The organism is Novosphingobium sp. SL115, from assembly GCF_026672515.1.
GTDB lineage: Bacteria > Pseudomonadota > Alphaproteobacteria > Sphingomonadales > Sphingomonadaceae > Novosphingobium.
This window is the reverse complement of sequence record NZ_JAPPRG010000002.1, coordinates 1858955-1877804: the sequence shown is the minus strand read 5'-3', so window position 1 is coordinate 1877804 and position 18850 is coordinate 1858955. Positions and strand designations below refer to the sequence as shown.

Here is an 18850-nt window from a genome sequence, read left to right as displayed (position 1 = left end):
GTCAGCAAGCCAGTACCTGCGGACGTAAAACCTGTGCGGAGGTGGAGCCTTATTCAACGACAGGCTTACGGAACCGGGGTGGACGATGCTTCCAGCAACGGCGCTTCCGTCTCTGCCATCGGGGCCTGACGCTCGGCCAGGAATATCTCAATGGCCCGCGCCACGGTCCTGCCAAAACCCTTGCGCCATTCAGGATCGGCCATCGCCTTTGCGTCACCGGCGTTGCTGATAAAGCCCGCCTCGATCAGCGCGGACGGCAGGTCCAGCGATTTCAGCACCACAAAGGCCGCTTCGCGCTGCGGCGTGGCATGGAATGCAACCCGCCCCTCGCTTTCGCGCACCACAAGCTCGCCAAAACGCATCGAACTTGACCGCATATCGCGCCGGGCAAGGTCGACCAGAATCGATGAAACCGCCGTGCCTTTTCCGGCCAGAACCACACCGTTCACCCGATCCGCCTCGTTCTCGCGCGCGGCCAGCGCTTCGGCCACCGAATCGGACGCTTTGTCGGACAGAGTGTAAACGGTCGCGCCACGCGCTGCGTCATTTTGCGCCGCATCGGCATGAACCGACACGAACAGATCAGCACCCAGCCTGCGGGCAATGTCGGCGCGCTCTTCCAGAACCAGAAACCGATCCGTGCTGCGAGTCATCGCCACGCGCACACGGCCATCGGCCAGCAGCGCTGCGCGCAATGCCTTGGTCAATGCCAGCGTCAGATCCTTCTCGCGCTCACCCTGCGCGCCACTGGCGCCGGGGTCGTGCCCGCCATGGCCGGCATCGATCACCACCAGCGGGCGGCTGACATCAGCCGGACCTTCGACCGGTGGCAAATCGATCATCCCGGCCGCCCCCGGCATCACCAGTCGCACCACATGACGCGGCACAGCTTGCGCAACTCCTGTCGAAAATGCCACCCACACCACGGCGGCGGCCAGCACCGGCGCTGCTGCCAGCGGTGCCCACTGCACTGCGCGAATGATGCCCCTGCTCTCCATCCGTCCCGCCTATGCCCGCATGACGTCATGGCGGTCCAGAGCGAAATTCACGCATATCCGTCGATTGTGCGCCGGCGCGAATGCTACATTCTCGACATTGTTTTAATTGCTGCTTTGCAATTGGGGTGCTAGCACCCATTTACCGGGGCAAGTCAGCATCGGGGCCAACCACGCCGAAACCGCCAGAAAGCGCAACCATGCGCCGCGGTGGGCGAGGGAAAAGCACAGCTGACGAAGATCCCGTCAACGTGGGGAAGATGATGCGTCAGCGCCCCTCTCCACGCCACAAGGTTGATGCCGTGATGATGAGCCGCGTTTCGTTTCTGCCAGTCTGCCCCGCCGGGGTGGTTTCGGCTTGGACGATTGTCGGCACGCGCATGTCGCCGCGAATTGTCGCCACAGCAGACACAAACCAACCGCCGCCGGGCGGCGAGCGACAGGGCAAGGCAGCGCGAATGCTGCGCGCCCCCACGCTCCGATCCGGCACAACCGCATTCGCGAACGCTCCGGCAGATGGCAATCCTCTGCCGCTCCGGCGTCGCGCATCCCAAACGATCCGCGCCAGACACGCAGGGGCAACCCCGCGGCGGCGCGGCTGGAGACTATATAATGACCACGCGCATGCTTATCGATGCGCGCCACCAGGAAGAAACCCGGGTGGCGGTGCTGAAGGGCAACCGGATTGAAGAATTCGACTTTGAATCTGCGGATCACAAGCAGATCAAAGGCAACATCTACCTCGCCAAGGTAACACGGGTTGAACCCTCGCTACAGGCGGCGTTCGTTGATTTCGGGGGCAACCGGCACGGTTTCCTCGCGTTCAGCGAAATCCACCCCGACTACTACCAGATCCCCAAGGAAGACCGCGAAGCGCTGCTGGCTGAAGAAGCCGCACACGCCGAAGAGGAAGCTGCCCTGCGCGCCGCCGAAGATGGCGACGACGAAGAAGACTATAACGAAAACGAAGGTTACGATTCCGATGAGGGCGTGACCGAAGTCGACACGTCCGAAAAGGACCACGTCGCCACCATCGAAGGCGGTGTCGTCGAAAACGGCTTCGACCATGAAGGCGAAGAGGCGGAAGCCGCTGAAGGCGATAGCGAAAATGATGGTGAAGGCGACAATCGCCGCCGTGGCCGCAATCAAGGCCGCCGCCGTCAGGGCCGTTCGCAGGGCAAGGAAGCCGACGAACTGCGCGCCAAGCGTATGGCGCTGCGCCGTCGCTACAAGATTCAGGACGTTATCCAGCGCCGCCAGGTACTGCTGGTGCAGGTCGTCAAGGAAGAACGCGGGAACAAGGGCGCTGCCCTCACCACCTACCTCAGCCTTGCGGGCCGCTATTGCGTGCTCATGCCCAATTCCAGCCACGGCGGCGGCATCAGCCGCAAGATCAATTCGGCATCTGACCGCAAGCGCCTGAAGACGATCATCTCGGAACTGGAACTGCCCAAGTCGATGTCGTGCATCGTGCGCACGGCAGGACTTCAGCGCACCAAGCCAGAAATCAAACGTGACTTCGATTATCTTGCCCGCCTGTGGGATGAGATTCGCGAACGCACCATGCATTCGGTCGCGCCCGCGCTGATCCATTCTGACAGCGACCTGATTAAGCGCGCCATCCGCGACATCTACAATCGCGATATCGAAGAAGTCGTGGTCGAAGGCGAATACGGCTATCGTGCTGCCAAGGACTTCATGAAGCTGCTGATGCCCAGCCACGCCAAGCGGGTGCGCCAGTATGCCGATCCGGTGCCGCTGTTCCAGCGCTATGGCGCCGAAGACCAGCTCACCGCGATGTATGATCCGGTGGTCCAGCTCAAATCGGGCGGCTACCTCGTCATCAATCCCACCGAGGCGCTGGTGTCGATCGACATCAACTCTGGCCGATCCACCAAGGAACACGGCATCGAGGCGACGGCGGTGTCCACCAACCTTGAAGCCGCGCGCGAAATCGCCCGCCAGTTGCGCCTGCGCGACATGGCCGGCCTTGTCGTGATCGACTTTATCGACATGGAATACGGATCGAACATCCGTAAGGTCGAAAAGGCGATGAAGGAAGCGCTGCGCAATGATCGCGCGCGCATCCAGGTTGGCCGCATTTCCGGCTTCGGCCTGATGGAAATGAGCCGCCAGCGCCTGCGCACCGGCGTTCTCGAAGCCACCACCCGCGCCTGTCCGCATTGCGATGGTTCGGGTCTGGTCCGCACCGCCTCATCAGCGGGCCTCTCTTCGCTCCGCATGATCGAGGACGAAGCCGCCAAGGGCAAGGGCAACGTCGTCACGCTCTATGCATCGCAGGAAGCTGCGATCTACGTGCTCAACGCCAAGCGCGATGATCTGGCCGAGATCGAGCAGCGTTATGGCGTCACCGTCGAAGTCATCCCTGAAGGTGAAAACGAAGGCGCCAAGATGCGCGTCGCATCGCGCGGGCCAAAGCCTGAATTCGTGCCCCGCTTCGAACCCATCGTCGAGCTTGAAGAAGACGAAGACGATGTGATCGAGGACGATTACGACGCCGAAGAAACCGAAGAGCAGGCCGCTCGCGGTGAAGGCGAAGACGAGGGTGGCGACCGTGGCGATGGCCGCCGCAAGCGGCGCAAGCGTCGTCGTGGTCGCACCCGTGATCGCCGTGAAGATGGCAACGATTCCGCTGGCGAAGGTGAAGGCGAAGATGCCGAAACCGAAGCCACGGAAACCGAAGGTGAAGAAACCGAAGGCGGTGAAGCGCCCGCAACCGAAGAGGCCGAAGGCGATAGCGAACGCGGACCGCGCAAGCGCCGTCGTCGCGGTCGTCGTCGTCGCGGTGGCCGTGAAAACGGTGAAGGCTCTGCAGAAGGCAGTGAAGGCGAAGGCAGCGATGAAGGCTATTCAGCCGAAGAACCCGCGCAAGCTGAAGCTGTGACCGAAGCGCCGGAAGCGCCCGTCACCGAAGCCGCACCGGTCGAAGCCACACCGGTTGCAGCCCCTGTGGCCGAAGAACCGGCGGCAGAAGCTGCTCCGGCAAAGCCCAAGCGCACCCGCAAGAAAAAGGCCGATGTTGCTCCGGCAGCAGAAGTCGAACCGGTTGCTGCTGAAGCGGTTGCTCCAGAAGCAGCAGTGCCAGAAGCTGGGCCGGTGACCGACGAAGCCCCTGCGCCAAAGCCCAAGCGGACGCGCAAGAAAAAGGCTGACCCTGCTGTCGAAGCCGAAGCTGCACCAGAAGCGCCAGCCGCTGACGCAGTTGTGGCCGAAGAAGCCCCCGCCAAGCCAAAGCGCACCCGCCGTAAAAAAGCTGATGCCGTCGCCGCTGATGCAGCCCCGGCTGCAAGCGTGACCGCAGAAGCGCCGGTGGCCGATGAAGCGCCAGCAGTCGCAGAAACGCCCTCGGGCGATGACGATGGCTCGACGCCTCGTCGTGGCTGGTGGCAGCGCACCTTCGGCGCCTGATCGCGCCCTTTGCCTGAACTGAAAAGGCCCCCGCCGGAATTGACGGCGGGGGCCTTTTTCATGTCAACTATACCGTTTTCAAACAATGATCCGCACGAGAAATTGGTCATAGCGGCAAGGAGCAGCGGGGACAGTTTGCCGGTTCATCGACTTGCCCCTTCCCCCCTCAAACTTTCATCGCGACGCCCCATTCCATCCATGCGGCCCAGCGCGGCATTCCAGCCATGTAACGGTGCCCCACGCTATCCAGCGCGAATCCGGCCTGCCGCACCGGTGCGGTTACACCGCGTGACAAGTGGCAGCCGCCCATCAGCGGTTTCCAAACCGGTTCGATCCGGCGCTGCCATTTCGCCACCCCTGCATCAGGGCTGAGTCCGTGCTCCAGAAACAGCAGTTGCCCGCCCGGCTTCAAAATGCGGTGCAATTCGCTCAGAACTTTGGTCGGCTCGGTGACTGAACACAGCGTATACGTGCAGACCGCCGTGTCGAAACTGTCATCCGCAAAAGGAATATCCTCGCCCACGCCTTGTCGGATATCCGCCGCCCAGCCTTTGCGTTCGGCGGCCTCGCGGGCATAATCCAACAGCTTGCCTGAAGGATCGATTCCGGCAAATCCGCTTACCCGCGTTTTGTCGTAATACTGCTGGTTCAACCCGCCACCGCAGCCGATTTCGAAAACGCGCCCTTTGGCTTGTGGCACCACGCCTGCGCGCAATTCCGCAATCCCCGGTGATGCACAGGCGCATTTTATCATGCGCGGCACGACATGCGCTTCCCACGCATCCTTCAGACCCATCGCTTCCCCCTTCTTGTTTATGAAGAGAGCTTGCCGCGCCTCGGTCTGCTACGCAATCCCCGCAGCACCCCGCCATTTCACCAGGGGACTGATTTCGGCATTTACACCCTCTGGCGCAGGAGATGTGCATGTCGCTGTGCCAGCCCCAGTGCGAGTGCCTCCGTTTTCGTGCTGAGGTCTGTCAAAAGATTGCCAGCATAACACGGGCATCGTTCAACACACTCAGAACGAACGGAGGCACGACAACTTCTGTTCGATACGGGCCTGCTACTTGCGCGTCGGCCCGCATCCTTCGGGGGAAAGTCCGGCGGACCACGCGATCCCCTGATCCAGCAGTTTCACACTTTCGGCTTGGGTATAACTTTCGGGGCGGTGCCCGATGGCAGTGTAGAAACTGCGGCCCCGACCAAGGCAGCGGGTCCATGCAATCGGATGGTCACCCATCGCCAGCTTGCGCCCGAACCCCTCGCCCGGCTTGTACGTGCTTTCATCCAGCGTTGCCAGAACCCGCACGTTCTTACCGCGTGCGCTGCGGTCGAACGAATACCATTCTTCGGTCATTCGCCATTCTGTGGGTAAGCCGTGGGTGGCAGGGTGGGCCTTGTCTTCCACCACAACCCGCGCTTCCTGAAATTGCGGCCCCATCGGGTGGCCAATGAACCGCGCGCCGACCAGCGTATCGGCATACCAGTCCCAGAAAAACTGCGGATCACCGCCCGAACCATGGATACCAGTGTAACCGCCGCCCCGTTCAATCCATTTGCGGAATGCCGCGCGCTGCGGAATGGTCAGCGCATCGCCGCTGATATTGTTCCACACCACGCTGTCAAAGCGCGCCAGATCCGCCGCGTTGAACACCCCACCACGGTCAGTAAATACGATGCCCCAGCCATGGCGGGCGGCAATCTGCTTCAACGCCACTTCGGCCGCATCAACCGATGGCCCATCGCGGAAGCCGGTAATCTTGCCAAACACCAGAATGGCCGGGCGTGGCAGGTCTGCGGGAATCTGCGGGCGTTCGTTGTCATAACTGGCGCAGCGGGCCAACACGTCGGCCTTGGTCAGCTTAACTTTGCCAAGGCCGGCGTCCATTTTGGCGATCAGCGCAGCATCGCCCATCCCCACCATGCCCATTACCGAACGCGGCGTCACAATGCGTTCAAAGCCCGGCGGCAGTGCCTGCCCGCCAAATGGCTTCATCATCTTGTCGGCCAGCCCCGGCGACACCTTTTCAACCACGGCGCGGGCTGCGGGTACGGCCAGAACATCTCCCAGCGGTGACAGGGTGGAAAGCGTGGTGCGGCCCAGCGGGCAGTCGGTCACTTGCGCGGCTGCGGACTGTCCGCTTGCGATTGCCACCAATGCAGCGCCTGCCAATGACAAAGCCTTCAACATCCTGATTTCCCCCAAATGCTTTTGAAACAAGTCTTTTGACAATTCACAGGATAGTTGTGCCTGCCCTGACAGCGCCAGTCAATCACACCGTCATCGTCGCCAGAGGATTTGCAATAGGTCTGTCCTACATCTCACACCCCTGCCATCGTGCGGCATGATCGGCCTGTTGGACATTTCCTACGCTGCAACTTCAGCCCGTCTAACAAGCCTTGGGAGGAAGCCCCGCCGCTTCTCCCTGGACTGTGTAAACAGTGTAAACCCGCGTTCACATACGCGAATAACCGCACCTCGCGACCACCTCTACCATTGGGCAGGCCAGACCCCCTTGCCCCCCGCGCTGCAATCGCTAAGGACGACTCAGCAAGACGCACGAACTCGGCGCAACAGGGAAACCAAGATGGCGACTTTTTCGCTTCCGAAGAACTCCAAGATCACCGGCAAGGCCCGCCACCACGCTGCAGCCACGCAGGGTCAGATCCGCAAGTTCAAGGTCTATCGTTACGACCCGGACAGCGGCGAAAACCCGCGCTACGACACGTTCGACATCGATCTCGAACAGTGCGGCCCGATGGTGCTCGACGCGCTCATCAAGATGAAGAGCGAACAGGACCCCACGCTCACCTTCCGCCGGTCATGCCGCGAAGGGATCTGCGGTTCGTGCGCGATGAACATGAACGGTCGCAACGGCCTCGCGTGCACCACCGCCATCGAAGATCTTTCGGGCGAAGTGCGCATCACGCCACTGCCGCACATGGAAGTCATCAAGGATCTCGTCCCTGATTTCACCCATTTCTACGCCCAGTACGCCTCGATCCGCCCTTGGCTGCAAACCGTCTCCCCCACGCCTTCGGGCAAGGAACGTCTGCAGTCGCCGGAACAGCGCGAAAAACTCGACGGCCTGTACGAGTGCATCCTGTGCGCCTGCTGCAGCACCTCGTGCCCCAGCTACTGGTGGAATTCGGACAAATTCCTCGGCCCGGCGATCCTGCTTCAGGCCTATCGCTGGCTGGCCGACAGCCGCGATGAAATGACCGGTGAACGCCTGGACGAGCTGGAAGACCCGTTCCGCCTCTACCGCTGCCACACCATCATGAACTGCGCCAACGTCTGCCCCAAGGGTCTGTCCCCGGCACGCGCCATCGCAGAAATCAAGAAGATGGAAGCCGAAAGGCTCGTTTAAGCGGTGCCTGATACGGTGCCTGCTGAAATGAATGAGAACGCCTTCATCTATGAACCAGCTGCGGATCATCCCGGCTGGTTCACTTGGGATCTGGCCGATACCAGCCGATTCAACGGCCAGACCATGGGGCGGATGCTCACCCGCGTTGAAGACCGCGCCGATGGCACTCGCACCGCCCGCCTGCGCATGTTTCCTGAGCGCCGACATTCCAACCTGCTCGAAGCGGTTCACGGCGGCGTTACTCTGGCACTGATCGACATCGCCCTATTCGCCGGCATGCGCACCCTGCTTGCAGGTGACGCGGCAGGCTCGGTCACGCTCGATCTGTCCACCCAGTTCATCGGTGCCGGGCGTCTGGACGAACCGCTGGACGCCGTGGTCGAAGTGCTGCGCGAAACCGGACGCCTCGTGTTTCTGCGCGGCCTTGTTGTTCAGCGCGATGACACCATCGCGGCGTTCAACGGCACCATTCGCAAACCCACCCGCCGATGAACAGCGTTCTCACGCGCTACCGCGAACTCGTTGCTGCAGGCGAACTCAGGCCCGATCCTGAACAAGCCGCCGCCGCCGCGCGGCTTGATGCGCTCCAACAGGAGTTGGAAGCGCCAGCCCCCCCTGCAGGCTTCCTTGGCAAGCTGCTGGGCCGCAAGGCCCCACCGCCGCCGCGCGGTCTTTATATGTGGGGCGGCGTGGGCCGGGGCAAATCCATGCTCATGGACCTGTTTCACGACAACCTGAACATTGCAGCCAAGCGCCGCGCGCACTTCCACGAATTCATGCTCGATGTGCACGCCCGCCTGCGGGAAGAGCGCAAGAAGGAAAGCGGCGACCCGATCCTGCCAGTGGCCGCAGCAATTGCGGCCGAGACGCGCGTGCTGTGCTTTGACGAAATGGTCGTCAACAACAGCGCCGACGCCATGATTATGAGCCGCCTGTTCACCGCATTGCTGGTGGATGGCGGCGTCACTATCGTCACCACATCCAACCGCGCGCCACCGGACCTCTACAAGAACGGGCTGAACCGCGAACACTTTTTGCCATTCATCGCGCTGGTGCAAAGCCGTCTGGATGTGCTGACCCTCAACGGGCCGACCGACTACCGGCTGGAACGTATGCAGGGCGTCGGCACATGGCATGTTCCGGTTGGCCTTCTATCAACCGAGGCCGTGCGCGAAGCCTTTTTCAAGCTGACCGACTATCCGCCCGAAGACAGCGAGCACGTACCCAGCGCGCAACTCGACGTCGGCGGTGGTAGGCTGTTGCAGGTGCCCAAAAGCCTGAAAGGCGTTGGCGTTTTCAGCTTTAAGAAGTTGTGTGGCGAAGCGCGCGGTGCGGCCGACTATCTGGCCATTGCGCGCAATTTCCACACCATCATCGTGGTGGCGATCCCGCGCCTTGGTGCCGAACTGCGCAACGAGACTTCGCGCTTCATTACGCTGATCGATGCACTTTACGAACACAAGGTCAAGCTGATCGCCACAGCAGATGCTGAACCCGCCGATCTTTACGACGTCGGCGGTAAAGGCGATGACGAAGGTCGCTTCATGTTTGACCGGACGGTGAGCCGCCTGATGGAAATGCAAAGTCAGGATTATCTGGCCAAGGGCCACGGCGAAGACTGAAGCGGCGACAAAACGGGTATCACTTGCGCCGAATCACATACCTGATGTTGGCAAAAGCGCCCGAATCGGTAGAAAATCACCGAACAATCAGGCCGGATTTTCTTTAAAAATATTAACCTTTATCCCCTCGCGTTAACCAGTCTGATTGGGAAACGCATGCCTGGAAAAAACAAAGCGCTGCCAGTCATGGACTGAGCAGCGCTTATTTTTTGTAGGTAACGCCCTGATTTTACAGGAAAATCAGGGAATATCCATTACTGGAAAATCCAGCGCAGAATTTCGATCACCGCATTGAGAGCTGCAAACATTCGTGCCTCCATCCACGATTGGAGACACATAGTTAACAGCGATTTAATTGGTTAACAACTCCTAAACGACATTAACATTAGGCTGTCCCAATTTGAGAAGGGCTTGTCGAAAGTCAGCAAACGGTTGTGGACGGCCCAGAAAATAACCCTGCCCCACATCGCACCCCAGTTTTATCAGCAGGCGATATGTGGCGTCGTCCTCAATTCCTTCCGCCACAACCGTCTGCCCCAGAGCATGGGCAAGATCGATGGTCGACCGCACGATATGACGCTCGCGTTCATGGGTAAGGATGCGTGAAACAAAACGACGGTCGATCTTCAGTTCATCGCTGGGAAGATCGGCAAGGTAGGCAAGACTGGCCTCGCCGGTGCCAAAATCATCTATCGAAAGCCGAAAGCCCATCTGGCGCAGCTTCGACAGGTTCTGCACCGCCGCAGGCCGATTGCGGACGCTGGAAGTCTCCGTGACCTCGATCGTCAACTGCCGTGGGTCGATATTGCGACGCCGCACGATTTCCCAGAGGCTGGAGACAAGGCCCGGCTTGTCGACCATCTGTGCGGAAAGATTGACGCTCATCTGCAAGTGTTGCCCCAGCGCCTGCAACGCCAGAGCTGCCGTGATCGCTTCATCCACCACCCAGTATGTTAGCGAATCGATTCGCCCTGCGCGTTCAGCCTGAAGAATGAACGCATCAGGTGCGATGGGTCCGCGCATCGGGTGATTCCAGCGAATCAGCGCCTCGGCACCACAAGGCATGGCGCTGTGCATGTCCCATTGGCTTTGGAACGCCAGCCAGATTTCGCCATTGCGCAGGCCTTCATCGATCCGGGCGTGAAGCGACAGTTCCCAAGTAGCCTCGGCCAGACGCTCGGCCTCGAACAGTTCCACCGGACGGCCGCTGTTCAACGCATCGTTGGCACTGGCCAAGGCCGAGTTCACGCGGGTAAGCGCGTCAAGACCTTCGTTCCGGTCCAGCCCGAAATGAATATTGGTATCGAAAGTGTAGGAGCCGATTTCCAGTGGCGCGGAGAACAGCGCCCGCATCCCTTCAAGGTGATTGAGTTGCATTTCCAGCGGACGCGCTTCTTCGGTCCAGGCGAAATGCCCGCCTTCACCATTGAAGATCATCTCGATGCCAGAGCCGACCGACAGACGCCGGGCGATCTGACGCGCACATTCGCCGTGCAAATCCTTGGGCAAAGTTGCCAAGATTTCTTCGTAACGCGCGATCACCGCAACCACCACGTCACGCCCGACCGGCAATGGTTGCGCGCTCAACGCCAGAAGATTGGGCAATCCCGATGCACTAGTATGCTGAACCCGACGGACGCGCAGTTGCCAGAATCGTATCCCGCCATAAATCGCAATCGACAGGACGGCGGCACCGACATCAAGCCTGATACCGACCATCTGCACAACGCCGGGAAGGACAAGGACCGAAAACAGGGCACCGGTATAGACCGCCAGCTTGGTTCGCTTACGGTCTGCCTGCGCACCTTGTCGCAGCATCAGCCATACCAGTGCCAGCAGCCACCACGGCTTCAGCGCCAGAGACACCGGCTTGGAGAGTTCAGAAGCACCGGCAATATCGAGCGCGAGCGGATGAAGGCGACCTTTGCCATAGTAGCCAACCGGTGGCACCCGGCCTTCGTAAGTAACGATGACCGTTCGCCCGGTTAGCAGGCCGGGGGGAAAATCGCCCGATGCCAAAGCCGCGTCGGGTACTTTCGGAATCGAATCGGGATCGATCAGGAAGTCCGGAGTGAAAAACGGTTGCCAGCCCGAATGCACCCCGGAGAGCATCGTCGCCAGCACCGGATATTTGCGGCCCTGCAACGTCAACTCATAGGGTGAGGACATGGCGTAATCGATGAAATTGGTATTCCACGCCGAAACGGTGACTGGCGCGATTTTGGTCAGCGCCGGTGCTGGGAACGTAAAATCCTTGGCAGCATAGGCGTGGTCCAGCCCGAAGATGCGCTGACTGCGCACCACCAGTGATACGTCAGGTGCCAATCGCTGCATCGCAGCCACCAGTTGGGCATCACCGGCAGAATCCTGCCCGTATTTGACCGGGGAGTCGACGAATACGCGATAGGGCATCTGCCGCCGCACGCTTTCCAGCGTTCGGGCCAGTCGGCTGGAATCCACTGATGCAGCGTCGGCGCGATCCCCGCCATTTTCCACCGTAACCACAACCACCGATTCCTGGGCAGGTCTGCTGCCCAACTTGAAACGGACGTTCCAGAAACTGTGGTCAATGGCAGAAAGCAAATCGGTAAACGCCAGCAATGCTGGGAGTAGCAGCGCGAGATACAGCGGTGAGCGCAGTTTCTTCAGCATGGACCGTCGACGATTGTTTCGCCGAAAATTTAGTCCGCAATGGTGAAGATCACCTTACCGCTTTTCCGATTTTCTTCCGGCTGGTGGATTCAGGCGATATTTACGCCAACAGATCCAATGATTTACCCAGCATAAGCAATTGCCAGAGCAAACGGCTGTGATCGGCCCGTCCGGCAATATGGGCCTGCGCCATGGCATCAATCCGCGCAGCATCGAACCATCCTGTCCGGGCCAGCACACCATCAACCGCCAACCCCCGCGCGGCCCCCGCCAGTGGCCCCCGCAACCATTGCGCAATTGGCGTGACAAAGCCCATCTTCGGCCGAAACAGAACGTCTTCCGGCAGGTAGCGGCGCATGGTTTGCTTCACGATCCATTTGCCGGTGGAACCGCGCACGCGCATCCTTTCCGGCAGGCGTGCGCCAAACTCCACAAGGCGATGGTCAAGCAGCGGCTCTCGCGCTTCAAGGCTTACCGCCATGCTGGTACGGTCCACCTTGGTCAGGATGTCGCCAGGCATGTAGAATTTGAGATCGGCATATTGCGCGCGGTCCAAGCCGCTGCGCGCAGGGGCATTGCGCATCAGATCGACCAATGGCTGCTCCGCGCGATAATCGCCCCGCAACCGTTTGAAATCCTGACTGTAAAGCGCTTCACGCAGTTCCGGTGAAGTTGCCGCCAGTGCGCGGGCATAACCTTCCTCGCCTGCCCCAGCCAAGCTGAGCAGCGTGGTCTTGGCCCTCAGCGGACGCGGTGCCCAGTCAGCTTTGGGCCAGATCCGGCCCAGTGTGCCGAACAGCGGCCCACGTAGCGCTGCGGGCAGCATGGACCGGGCTTGGTCTTCGCGATGCTGAAAGGTCTGGCGGCGATACCCGGCGAAAGCTTCATCCGCGCCATCGCCCGAAAGGGCAACGGTTACGTGCTGGCGCGCCAGTTCGCAGACCCGGAAGGTCGGCAAGGCGGATGCATCGGCAAAGGGTTCATCGAACATGCCTACCAACTTATCGACAAGCATGAAGTCATCGGATGAAACCGTGCGCTTCCAGTGCTGTGTGCCAAATTGTTCAGCAATTCTGTCAGCATAGGCAGTTTCATCCAGCGCTGATACGTCAAAGCCGATGGAACAAGTCTTGACCGGATTGCTGCTGGCTTCGGCCATCAGCGCGACCACGCTAGAGCTGTCTACCCCACCGGACAGGAACGCGCCGAGCGGAACGTCTGCCATCATGCGCGATGTGACGCCTTCGCGCATATGGTGCAACAGATGCGCGCCGAGATCATCGGCATTGCCACGGGCGCGGTCGGCAAAGGACACGTCCCACCACTGCACCGGCGCTGCTGGCGGGGCGTCGTGGCGTAATAGCTGGTAGTGCCCCGCGGCGAGCTTTTCCACGCCCTTGAGGATCGAGCGGTGGTCGGGCACATAGCCCCACGCAAGATAATCCTCGACGGCCAGCGGATCGACTTCACGGCGAAGCGAAGGATGGGCGAGCAAAGCTTTGAGTTCAGAACCGAAAATTACCGAACCATCGGGTAGGCGCGCTGTAAAAAGCGGCTTCACGCCCAGCCGGTCACGCACCATCAGCAGGGTGCGCTGGCGCAGATCGTAAAGGGCGAAGGCGAACATGCCGTTCAGACGCGGGAGGCAGTCGATGCCCCAATGCCGCCAGGCTTGCAGGATGACTTCGGTATCGCCGTCGGTGCGGAATTGTGCACCCAGTGCCTGCAGTTCGCGGCGCAAGTCTTTGAAGTTGTATATTTCCCCGTTGAAGACGATCATAACATCGCCTTCTGCCGAAGCCATGGGCTGGGGCGATCCGGCAAGGTCGATGATCGACAGGCGGCGGTGGCCAAGGCCGACGCCGGGTGCGGTCCACACGCCTTCGCCGTCAGGCCCGCGATGCGCGATGGCATCGCACATGCGGCGGACGCGATCTGGGTCGACGGGTTTGAGGCCCTCGGTGTGAAAGATTCCGGCTATTCCGCACATACTTACCGCCTAGCGCCCACTGGCCACGCGGTCCATCCACGCATCGACCGGTCCGGTTGAATTGATGAAATTGCGCAGGGATTGGGCTGCTGGAGGGCGGCCGGGAACTTCGTCTTCGGCGGAAATTATCAGGGTGGCGGTAGTGGTTTTGTGCAGGAAAAGGCGGTCGATAATGTTCTGCAATTTCAAACGGGTATTGCTGCCGGTTAACAGATTTCCCGAACGGTAAAAGGTTTCGGACAAGCGGTGCACCGGGCCTGCGGTCTGGATGCGGTCAGCATGGCCGCCAGCAATGGCATCAGCGAATTTTTCCCATGCCCATCCGCTATTTAGCGGCAAGGCCCCTTGCCCGAACCCGCCTGCTTCACGGCCTTCACCCTGCGCAGAATAGAGCGCAAAGGACACATCGACGGTGTTTCCCGACGTGTCCTGAAAGCGACCTAACAACACATGAGCGGCCCCGGTGTGGTGCGGACGCCAGCTTGCAAGCGGGGTGTAATCAACCTGCCGCCACCCGGAAATTTCGGGAAAAGCGATCCTTTCAGGAACCGTGGCTTCCAGCCGATTGGCCCCTGCCCCCCACGCCATGAACAGCGCGACGATCAAGCCCATCACGCCGAGCGCCCGGCCCGGTCCAATAGCGAAACGGGACAGCCAATCGAGTGTGCGATTTGCGTCGATGGCCTGCGCTTCGATCATGCGATCATCGATGGCGCGATCGAAAAAGCGCCATGCGGCGGCCATGACCAGCGCCATGACGACGGCGAAGAAAATCCAGCCGTAGAAGATGTGGTCGAACCCGGCGGCAAATTCGATGCCGTGGGTCTGGGCGATGAAAATGGTGCCCCATGCGCGGACGCCGTTGGCAAGGATTGGTGCAGCGATGCACAGGGCCATGAAAGCGATGCGGCGCGGCCATGCGCGGAAGCAGACGTTGGCGACGAGCGCGCCATAGGCGATCATCGCGATCAGGAACTTCACGCCCGAACAGGCTTCCGCCACTTCGAAATAGCCGCCAGGCGTGGTGATGAACACGCCTTCGATGTGGGCGGGCACCTGACTCCAGTCGAGCAGGACCATGGTGATGGCCGCGGTGATGGTCTGCAACATCGGGACCAGTTCATCGCCCGCTGGGACGAGAAACAGCATGTAGGCCAGCGGGAACAGCAGCGCCGCCGAAGCGCGCGGGCCAAGCAGGGTGAGAACGCTGGCCTGCGCCATCAGCACCACGCCAAGCTGGGTGGCCAGCGCAATTCCGGCAAAATCACCCAGCAACCACAGGAAGCCCGCGCCGCCGAACAAGACCAGTCCCGGCCACCAACCCTGCGGCGTGATTTTGACCACTTCGCGCCCGCGCAACCACACCAGCCAGCCAAGGATGAAAGGTATCAGCAGGACATGGTTGTATGTAGAACTGTCCCACCATTGCAGGAACATGGTCTGCCAATCGGACGCGAACAGGACAATGTTGCCTGCCCACGCGACCGCCAGCAAGGCCAGCGCCCGCCGCCATTGCGACGGCAGTGCAGCCCATGAACGGGCCAGCGGAGCATTGGTAGCAAGGCTATGCGGCGACACGCGGTGCCTCTGGCCCATCAAGGCCCAGCAATGCGGCGAGCGGGGCAAGAACGCCTGCCCAGCCGCACTTTTCCAACACAAAAGCGCGGGCCGACTGGCCAATGGTGGCTGCACGCACGGTGTCATGCAACAACGCCAAGGCCTGACGGGCAAGCGCTTCCCCCCCGTCGGCAACGACAATTTCATAACCATCGCGTGCTGGAATGCCAGTCGCGGCCTGTGGCGTGGCAAGGACCGGGCGTGCCATGGCCATGGCTTCAAGCACCTTGTTCTGCACGCCGCGCGCAATGGTCAGCGGCGCGACAATGAGATCGGCCCCTGAAATCCATGGGCGCACATCGAGCACTGCCCCGGTAACCCGTGCGCCGTTCAGGCCATCAAGGGCACGAACGGCGGATGACGGCGCGCGCCCCACGATATTGAAACGCGCTGTCGGAAACACCGCACGGATTTGCGGCATGACCGCATGGGTGAACATTTCCACCGCCGCGACATTGGGCGGATAATCCATCTGCCCGGTAAAGGTGATCTGCGGCCCCTGCCCCGCCATTTCCGGCGCGGGGGGCATATCGGCAGGATCAAAGAAATCTGTGTCGATGCCATTGCACAGCGGCAGGATGAGCGGGGCATCGCCCGGCGTCAGGCGCTGACGCAGCAAATCCGCCTCTTCCGGCGTGACCAGCAGGCTGGCGCTGGCCCGGCGCGCGGTGTCGCTTTCAAAGCGGCTGAGCAGACGCGCCTCGCGCGCATAGAGCAGGCTGGCGGGAAAGCGGGCATCGGCGGCATAGGCTTCGAACTTGGCGGAATCGACGTCCACGAAATCCATCACCACGCGGCCTGAAAAGCTGGCGGGCACATATTGCGCCATCTGGCTGGAGAACACGTAGATCGCGCCGATTGGTCGTTCAGCCAACACACGGGAAACATATTCGCGCAGGGTTTTATCCGCAAAGGCAGTGAGGCTGACCGGCTTGCCACTGGCCAGCGCTTCAACCCCCGCAAGTTTCAGCGAACGCGCGCGGCGGACAAGGCAATGACTGGTGGCGACGGCGGCCAGATCGGGCTCGTGCCCCATATCGCCTTCGTCATCGGCAAAGCAGGCGACGTGAACCGGTGCCAGTCCCGCAATGTGGCGCAAGATATGGCACGAGCGGATCTTGTCCCCCCGGTCTGGCGGGAACGGGATGCGATGGGCGAGGAAGAGAACCTCGGTCATGCCAGACGCCCGATCATGCCAGGCCTTTAGCGATCAGCGGGCCAAGGCGGTTGGCGACACCCAGCGGCAGCTTCTGCCACAGGGCGATTTTGACCCTGTAACGCGGGCTGAGCGGGTTGACGTCACGCGGGGCCTGCCCGCCTGAAGTCCAGTGGGCATAGGACAGTGGCTGAGGTTCAAAACCCCAGTTGCGCTTGAAGTGATAGGCACCGGTATTGGTCTTTGACCGACCGAAATCGAACCGGTCACACCCGCGCGCGCGGGCATGGTTCATCAACGCATAATACATCACGTCGTTGGCGCGCATGGTGCGGGCGGCAAAGGTGCCGCCGCCCCAATAGGGCATGACAGCGCCACGATGATACAGGCTGAGGACCGAAGCCAGCGGTTGCCCTTCATGCAGGACGGTGAGGATGTCGGCATCATCGCCAAGCCCGTCCATCACCGCTTCGAACAGGGCGCGCGGGAATACCGGAGTGCCGAGATTGCGGACCGATTCCGCATAGATGGCATAGTGCATGGCGCGGTCTTCATCGCCGCGCCCGGTACGCACTTCCATATTGTAGCCTAAACCGCGGCGCACTTCGGCGCGTTGCTTGCGCGGAATGGCCAGCAATTGCGCGTCATCATCGGGGGCGAGAGCAGTGACGAAACCTGCGTGGCTGTCAGCCTTGATATGCCAGCCTTCGGCCTGTGGCAGCGGGCCTCCGCGCAGTTCAAGGCTGGGACAATGGCGGCGCACGGCCAGTTCCTGCGCGGCGGCGAACAGCGTATCGTCGGGTTCGCCCACAATGCCGCCATCAACGGCAAAGCCGCACGACACGAGCGCGCGACCGAATAGCGGGGAGTGAACTTCATGCAGGGGCAGGACAGCGCGGATCGCGCCATCGCGTTCTGACAGCAGGATATGCGTGGTGTGGCCGCAGCCGCTTTCCACCGCGTTCATCCATTCCGCGCGGTGGAATGCCGTGGTGTCGGGATGATCGGCCAGAAAACGCGCGATGGCGGGCCGGTCACCGGGATCGGCAAGGCGGGCGGTGACGCGCGAAGGAACGAACGGCGCGTTCATGCAGCCTCCGCCTGATTCAGACGGGCCTGATTCAGATGGGCCTGATCGAGCCGGGCCGCTTCGATGGCTGCCACTTCGTCCATGCGGCCCCAGCGAAATTCGTGGACCAGCCGCGACAGTTTGGCTGCCATGACATCAAGATTGGTATAATGGCGCAGGCGTGATTTGAGCGGCGCGCTGGCGGGGCGTGGCTGATCTGGGTCAATCTCCCACGGGTGGAAATAGAACACCGCCGGGCGATGATCGCGCAAGTTGACCTGTCGGATGGCCCAGCGTGACACCGAATAGGGCAGCAGGCGGAAGAAGCCGCCGCCCCCCGCCGCCATGCGCCGTCCGGCGACTTCGGCTGTGGTGACGGGGATTTCAAGCATGTCCGCGCCTGCAACCGGGCGGAAGGCAAAGCGTGGCGCTTCGCGCCAGCCATAGTGATCGTGGACGATGGGCGCGACTGACGAGGAGTAGGCATAGCCCTGCTCTGCCAGAACTTCGTGCGCCCAAGGGGTGCGGGCATCGATGGAGAAGCTGGGCGCGCGATAACCGATGACACGCTGGCCTGTGGTTTCTTCCAGCACCTGCCGCGCACGGATGATATCATTGGCAAAGGCTTCGCGCCCCAACGTGAACACGCGGGCGTGGTCCCATCCATGGCTGGCAATTTCGTGGCCCGCATCGGCAATGCGGCGCATCATGGCCGGATAGCGTTGCGCGACCCATCCGAGCGTGAAGAACGTGCCCTTCACGCCAGCAGCGCCGAACAGGGCAAGCACTTCCTCGCAATTGCGCTCAACCCGGCAGGACAGGCTGTCCCAATCCTTGCGGTCGATCACGGTTTCAAACGCGCCGACCTGAAACCAGTCCTCGACATCGACCGACAGGCCGTTGAGCACCCCGGACGGCGCGATCATGTGTTCACCCCTTTTAACGCTGG

Annotated in this window: 13 protein-coding genes; 4 read left to right on the top strand and 9 right to left on the bottom strand. The window is 61.2% G+C overall.

Features of this window, described 5'->3' with window-relative positions:
* Window positions 1–65 precede the first annotated feature (65 nt).
* Window positions 66–998 (bottom strand): N-acetylmuramoyl-L-alanine amidase family protein, encoded by a 933-nt coding sequence (locus OVA07_RS10575; RefSeq protein WP_268171388.1) that lies wholly within the window; start codon window positions 996–998, stop codon window positions 66–68.
* Window positions 999–1607: 609 nt separating this feature from the next.
* On the opposite strand from OVA07_RS10575, the gene OVA07_RS10570 reads away from it, so the two are divergent.
* Entirely contained in the window at window positions 1608–4424 is a 2817-nt protein-coding gene (locus tag OVA07_RS10570; protein WP_268171387.1) for an Rne/Rng family ribonuclease, read from the top strand.
* A gap of 166 nt (window positions 4425–4590) precedes the next feature.
* On the opposite strand, the gene OVA07_RS10565 is transcribed toward OVA07_RS10570, so the two are convergent.
* Window positions 4591–5220: a class I SAM-dependent methyltransferase gene (locus OVA07_RS10565; RefSeq protein ID WP_268171386.1), complete on the bottom strand. Its 630-nt coding sequence runs from the start codon at window positions 5218–5220 to the stop codon at window positions 4591–4593.
* Between the two features lie 267 nt (window positions 5221–5487).
* Window positions 5488–6579 carry a ThuA domain-containing protein gene (locus tag OVA07_RS10560; RefSeq protein WP_268171385.1) on the bottom strand — a complete coding sequence of 364 codons (1092 nt, stop codon included), beginning with the start codon at window positions 6577–6579 and terminating at the stop codon, window positions 5488–5490.
* Window positions 6580–7012: 433 nt separating this feature from the next.
* Between OVA07_RS10560 and OVA07_RS10555 the strand changes: the two genes are divergently transcribed.
* From OVA07_RS10555 to zapE, 3 genes are read left to right on the top strand one after another with little or no spacing between them, the layout of a single operon-like run.
* A complete protein-coding gene (locus tag OVA07_RS10555; protein ID WP_268171384.1) occupies window positions 7013–7795 on the top strand; it encodes a succinate dehydrogenase iron-sulfur subunit in 783 nt (260 codons plus the stop codon).
* Between the two features lie 27 nt (window positions 7796–7822).
* Entirely contained in the window at window positions 7823–8287 is a 465-nt protein-coding gene (locus OVA07_RS10550) for a PaaI family thioesterase (protein WP_268172679.1), read from the top strand.
* Window positions 8284–9417: a cell division protein ZapE gene (gene zapE, locus OVA07_RS10545; protein ID WP_268171383.1), complete on the top strand. Its 1134-nt coding sequence runs from the start codon at window positions 8284–8286 to the stop codon at window positions 9415–9417. Before OVA07_RS10550 ends, zapE begins: the two co-directional genes overlap by 4 nt.
* 369 nt (window positions 9418–9786) lie before the next feature.
* On the opposite strand, the gene OVA07_RS10540 is transcribed toward zapE, so the two are convergent.
* The 6 genes from OVA07_RS10540 to OVA07_RS10515 form a co-directional block, all read right to left on the bottom strand.
* Window positions 9787–12069, bottom strand: coding sequence for an EAL domain-containing protein (locus tag OVA07_RS10540; RefSeq protein ID WP_268171382.1), 2283 nt, complete (start codon window positions 12067–12069; stop codon window positions 9787–9789).
* A 100-nt stretch (window positions 12070–12169) separates the two neighbouring features.
* Window positions 12170–14059, bottom strand: coding sequence for an XrtA/PEP-CTERM system amidotransferase (locus OVA07_RS10535; protein WP_268171381.1), 1890 nt, complete (start codon window positions 14057–14059; stop codon window positions 12170–12172).
* Window positions 14060–14068: 9 nt separating this feature from the next.
* The gene (gene xrtA / locus OVA07_RS10530; protein ID WP_268171380.1) at window positions 14069–15637 is read right to left on the bottom strand and encodes an exosortase A; all 1569 of its coding nucleotides are present in this window, start codon (window positions 15635–15637) and stop codon (window positions 14069–14071) included.
* Window positions 15624–16853 (bottom strand): TIGR03087 family PEP-CTERM/XrtA system glycosyltransferase, encoded by a 1230-nt coding sequence (locus OVA07_RS10525; protein WP_268171379.1) that lies wholly within the window; start codon window positions 16851–16853, stop codon window positions 15624–15626. Before OVA07_RS10525 ends, xrtA begins: the two co-directional genes overlap by 14 nt.
* A 13-nt stretch (window positions 16854–16866) precedes the next feature.
* Entirely contained in the window at window positions 16867–17922 is a 1056-nt protein-coding gene (locus OVA07_RS10520) for a FemAB family XrtA/PEP-CTERM system-associated protein (RefSeq protein WP_268171378.1), read from the bottom strand.
* Complete coding sequence (locus OVA07_RS10515; RefSeq protein WP_268171377.1) at window positions 17919–18827, bottom strand: XrtA system polysaccharide deacetylase; 909 nt, start codon at window positions 18825–18827, stop codon at window positions 17919–17921. The genes OVA07_RS10520 and OVA07_RS10515 overlap by 4 nt, the downstream gene beginning before the upstream one ends.
* Window positions 18828–18850: the final 23 nt, after the last annotated feature.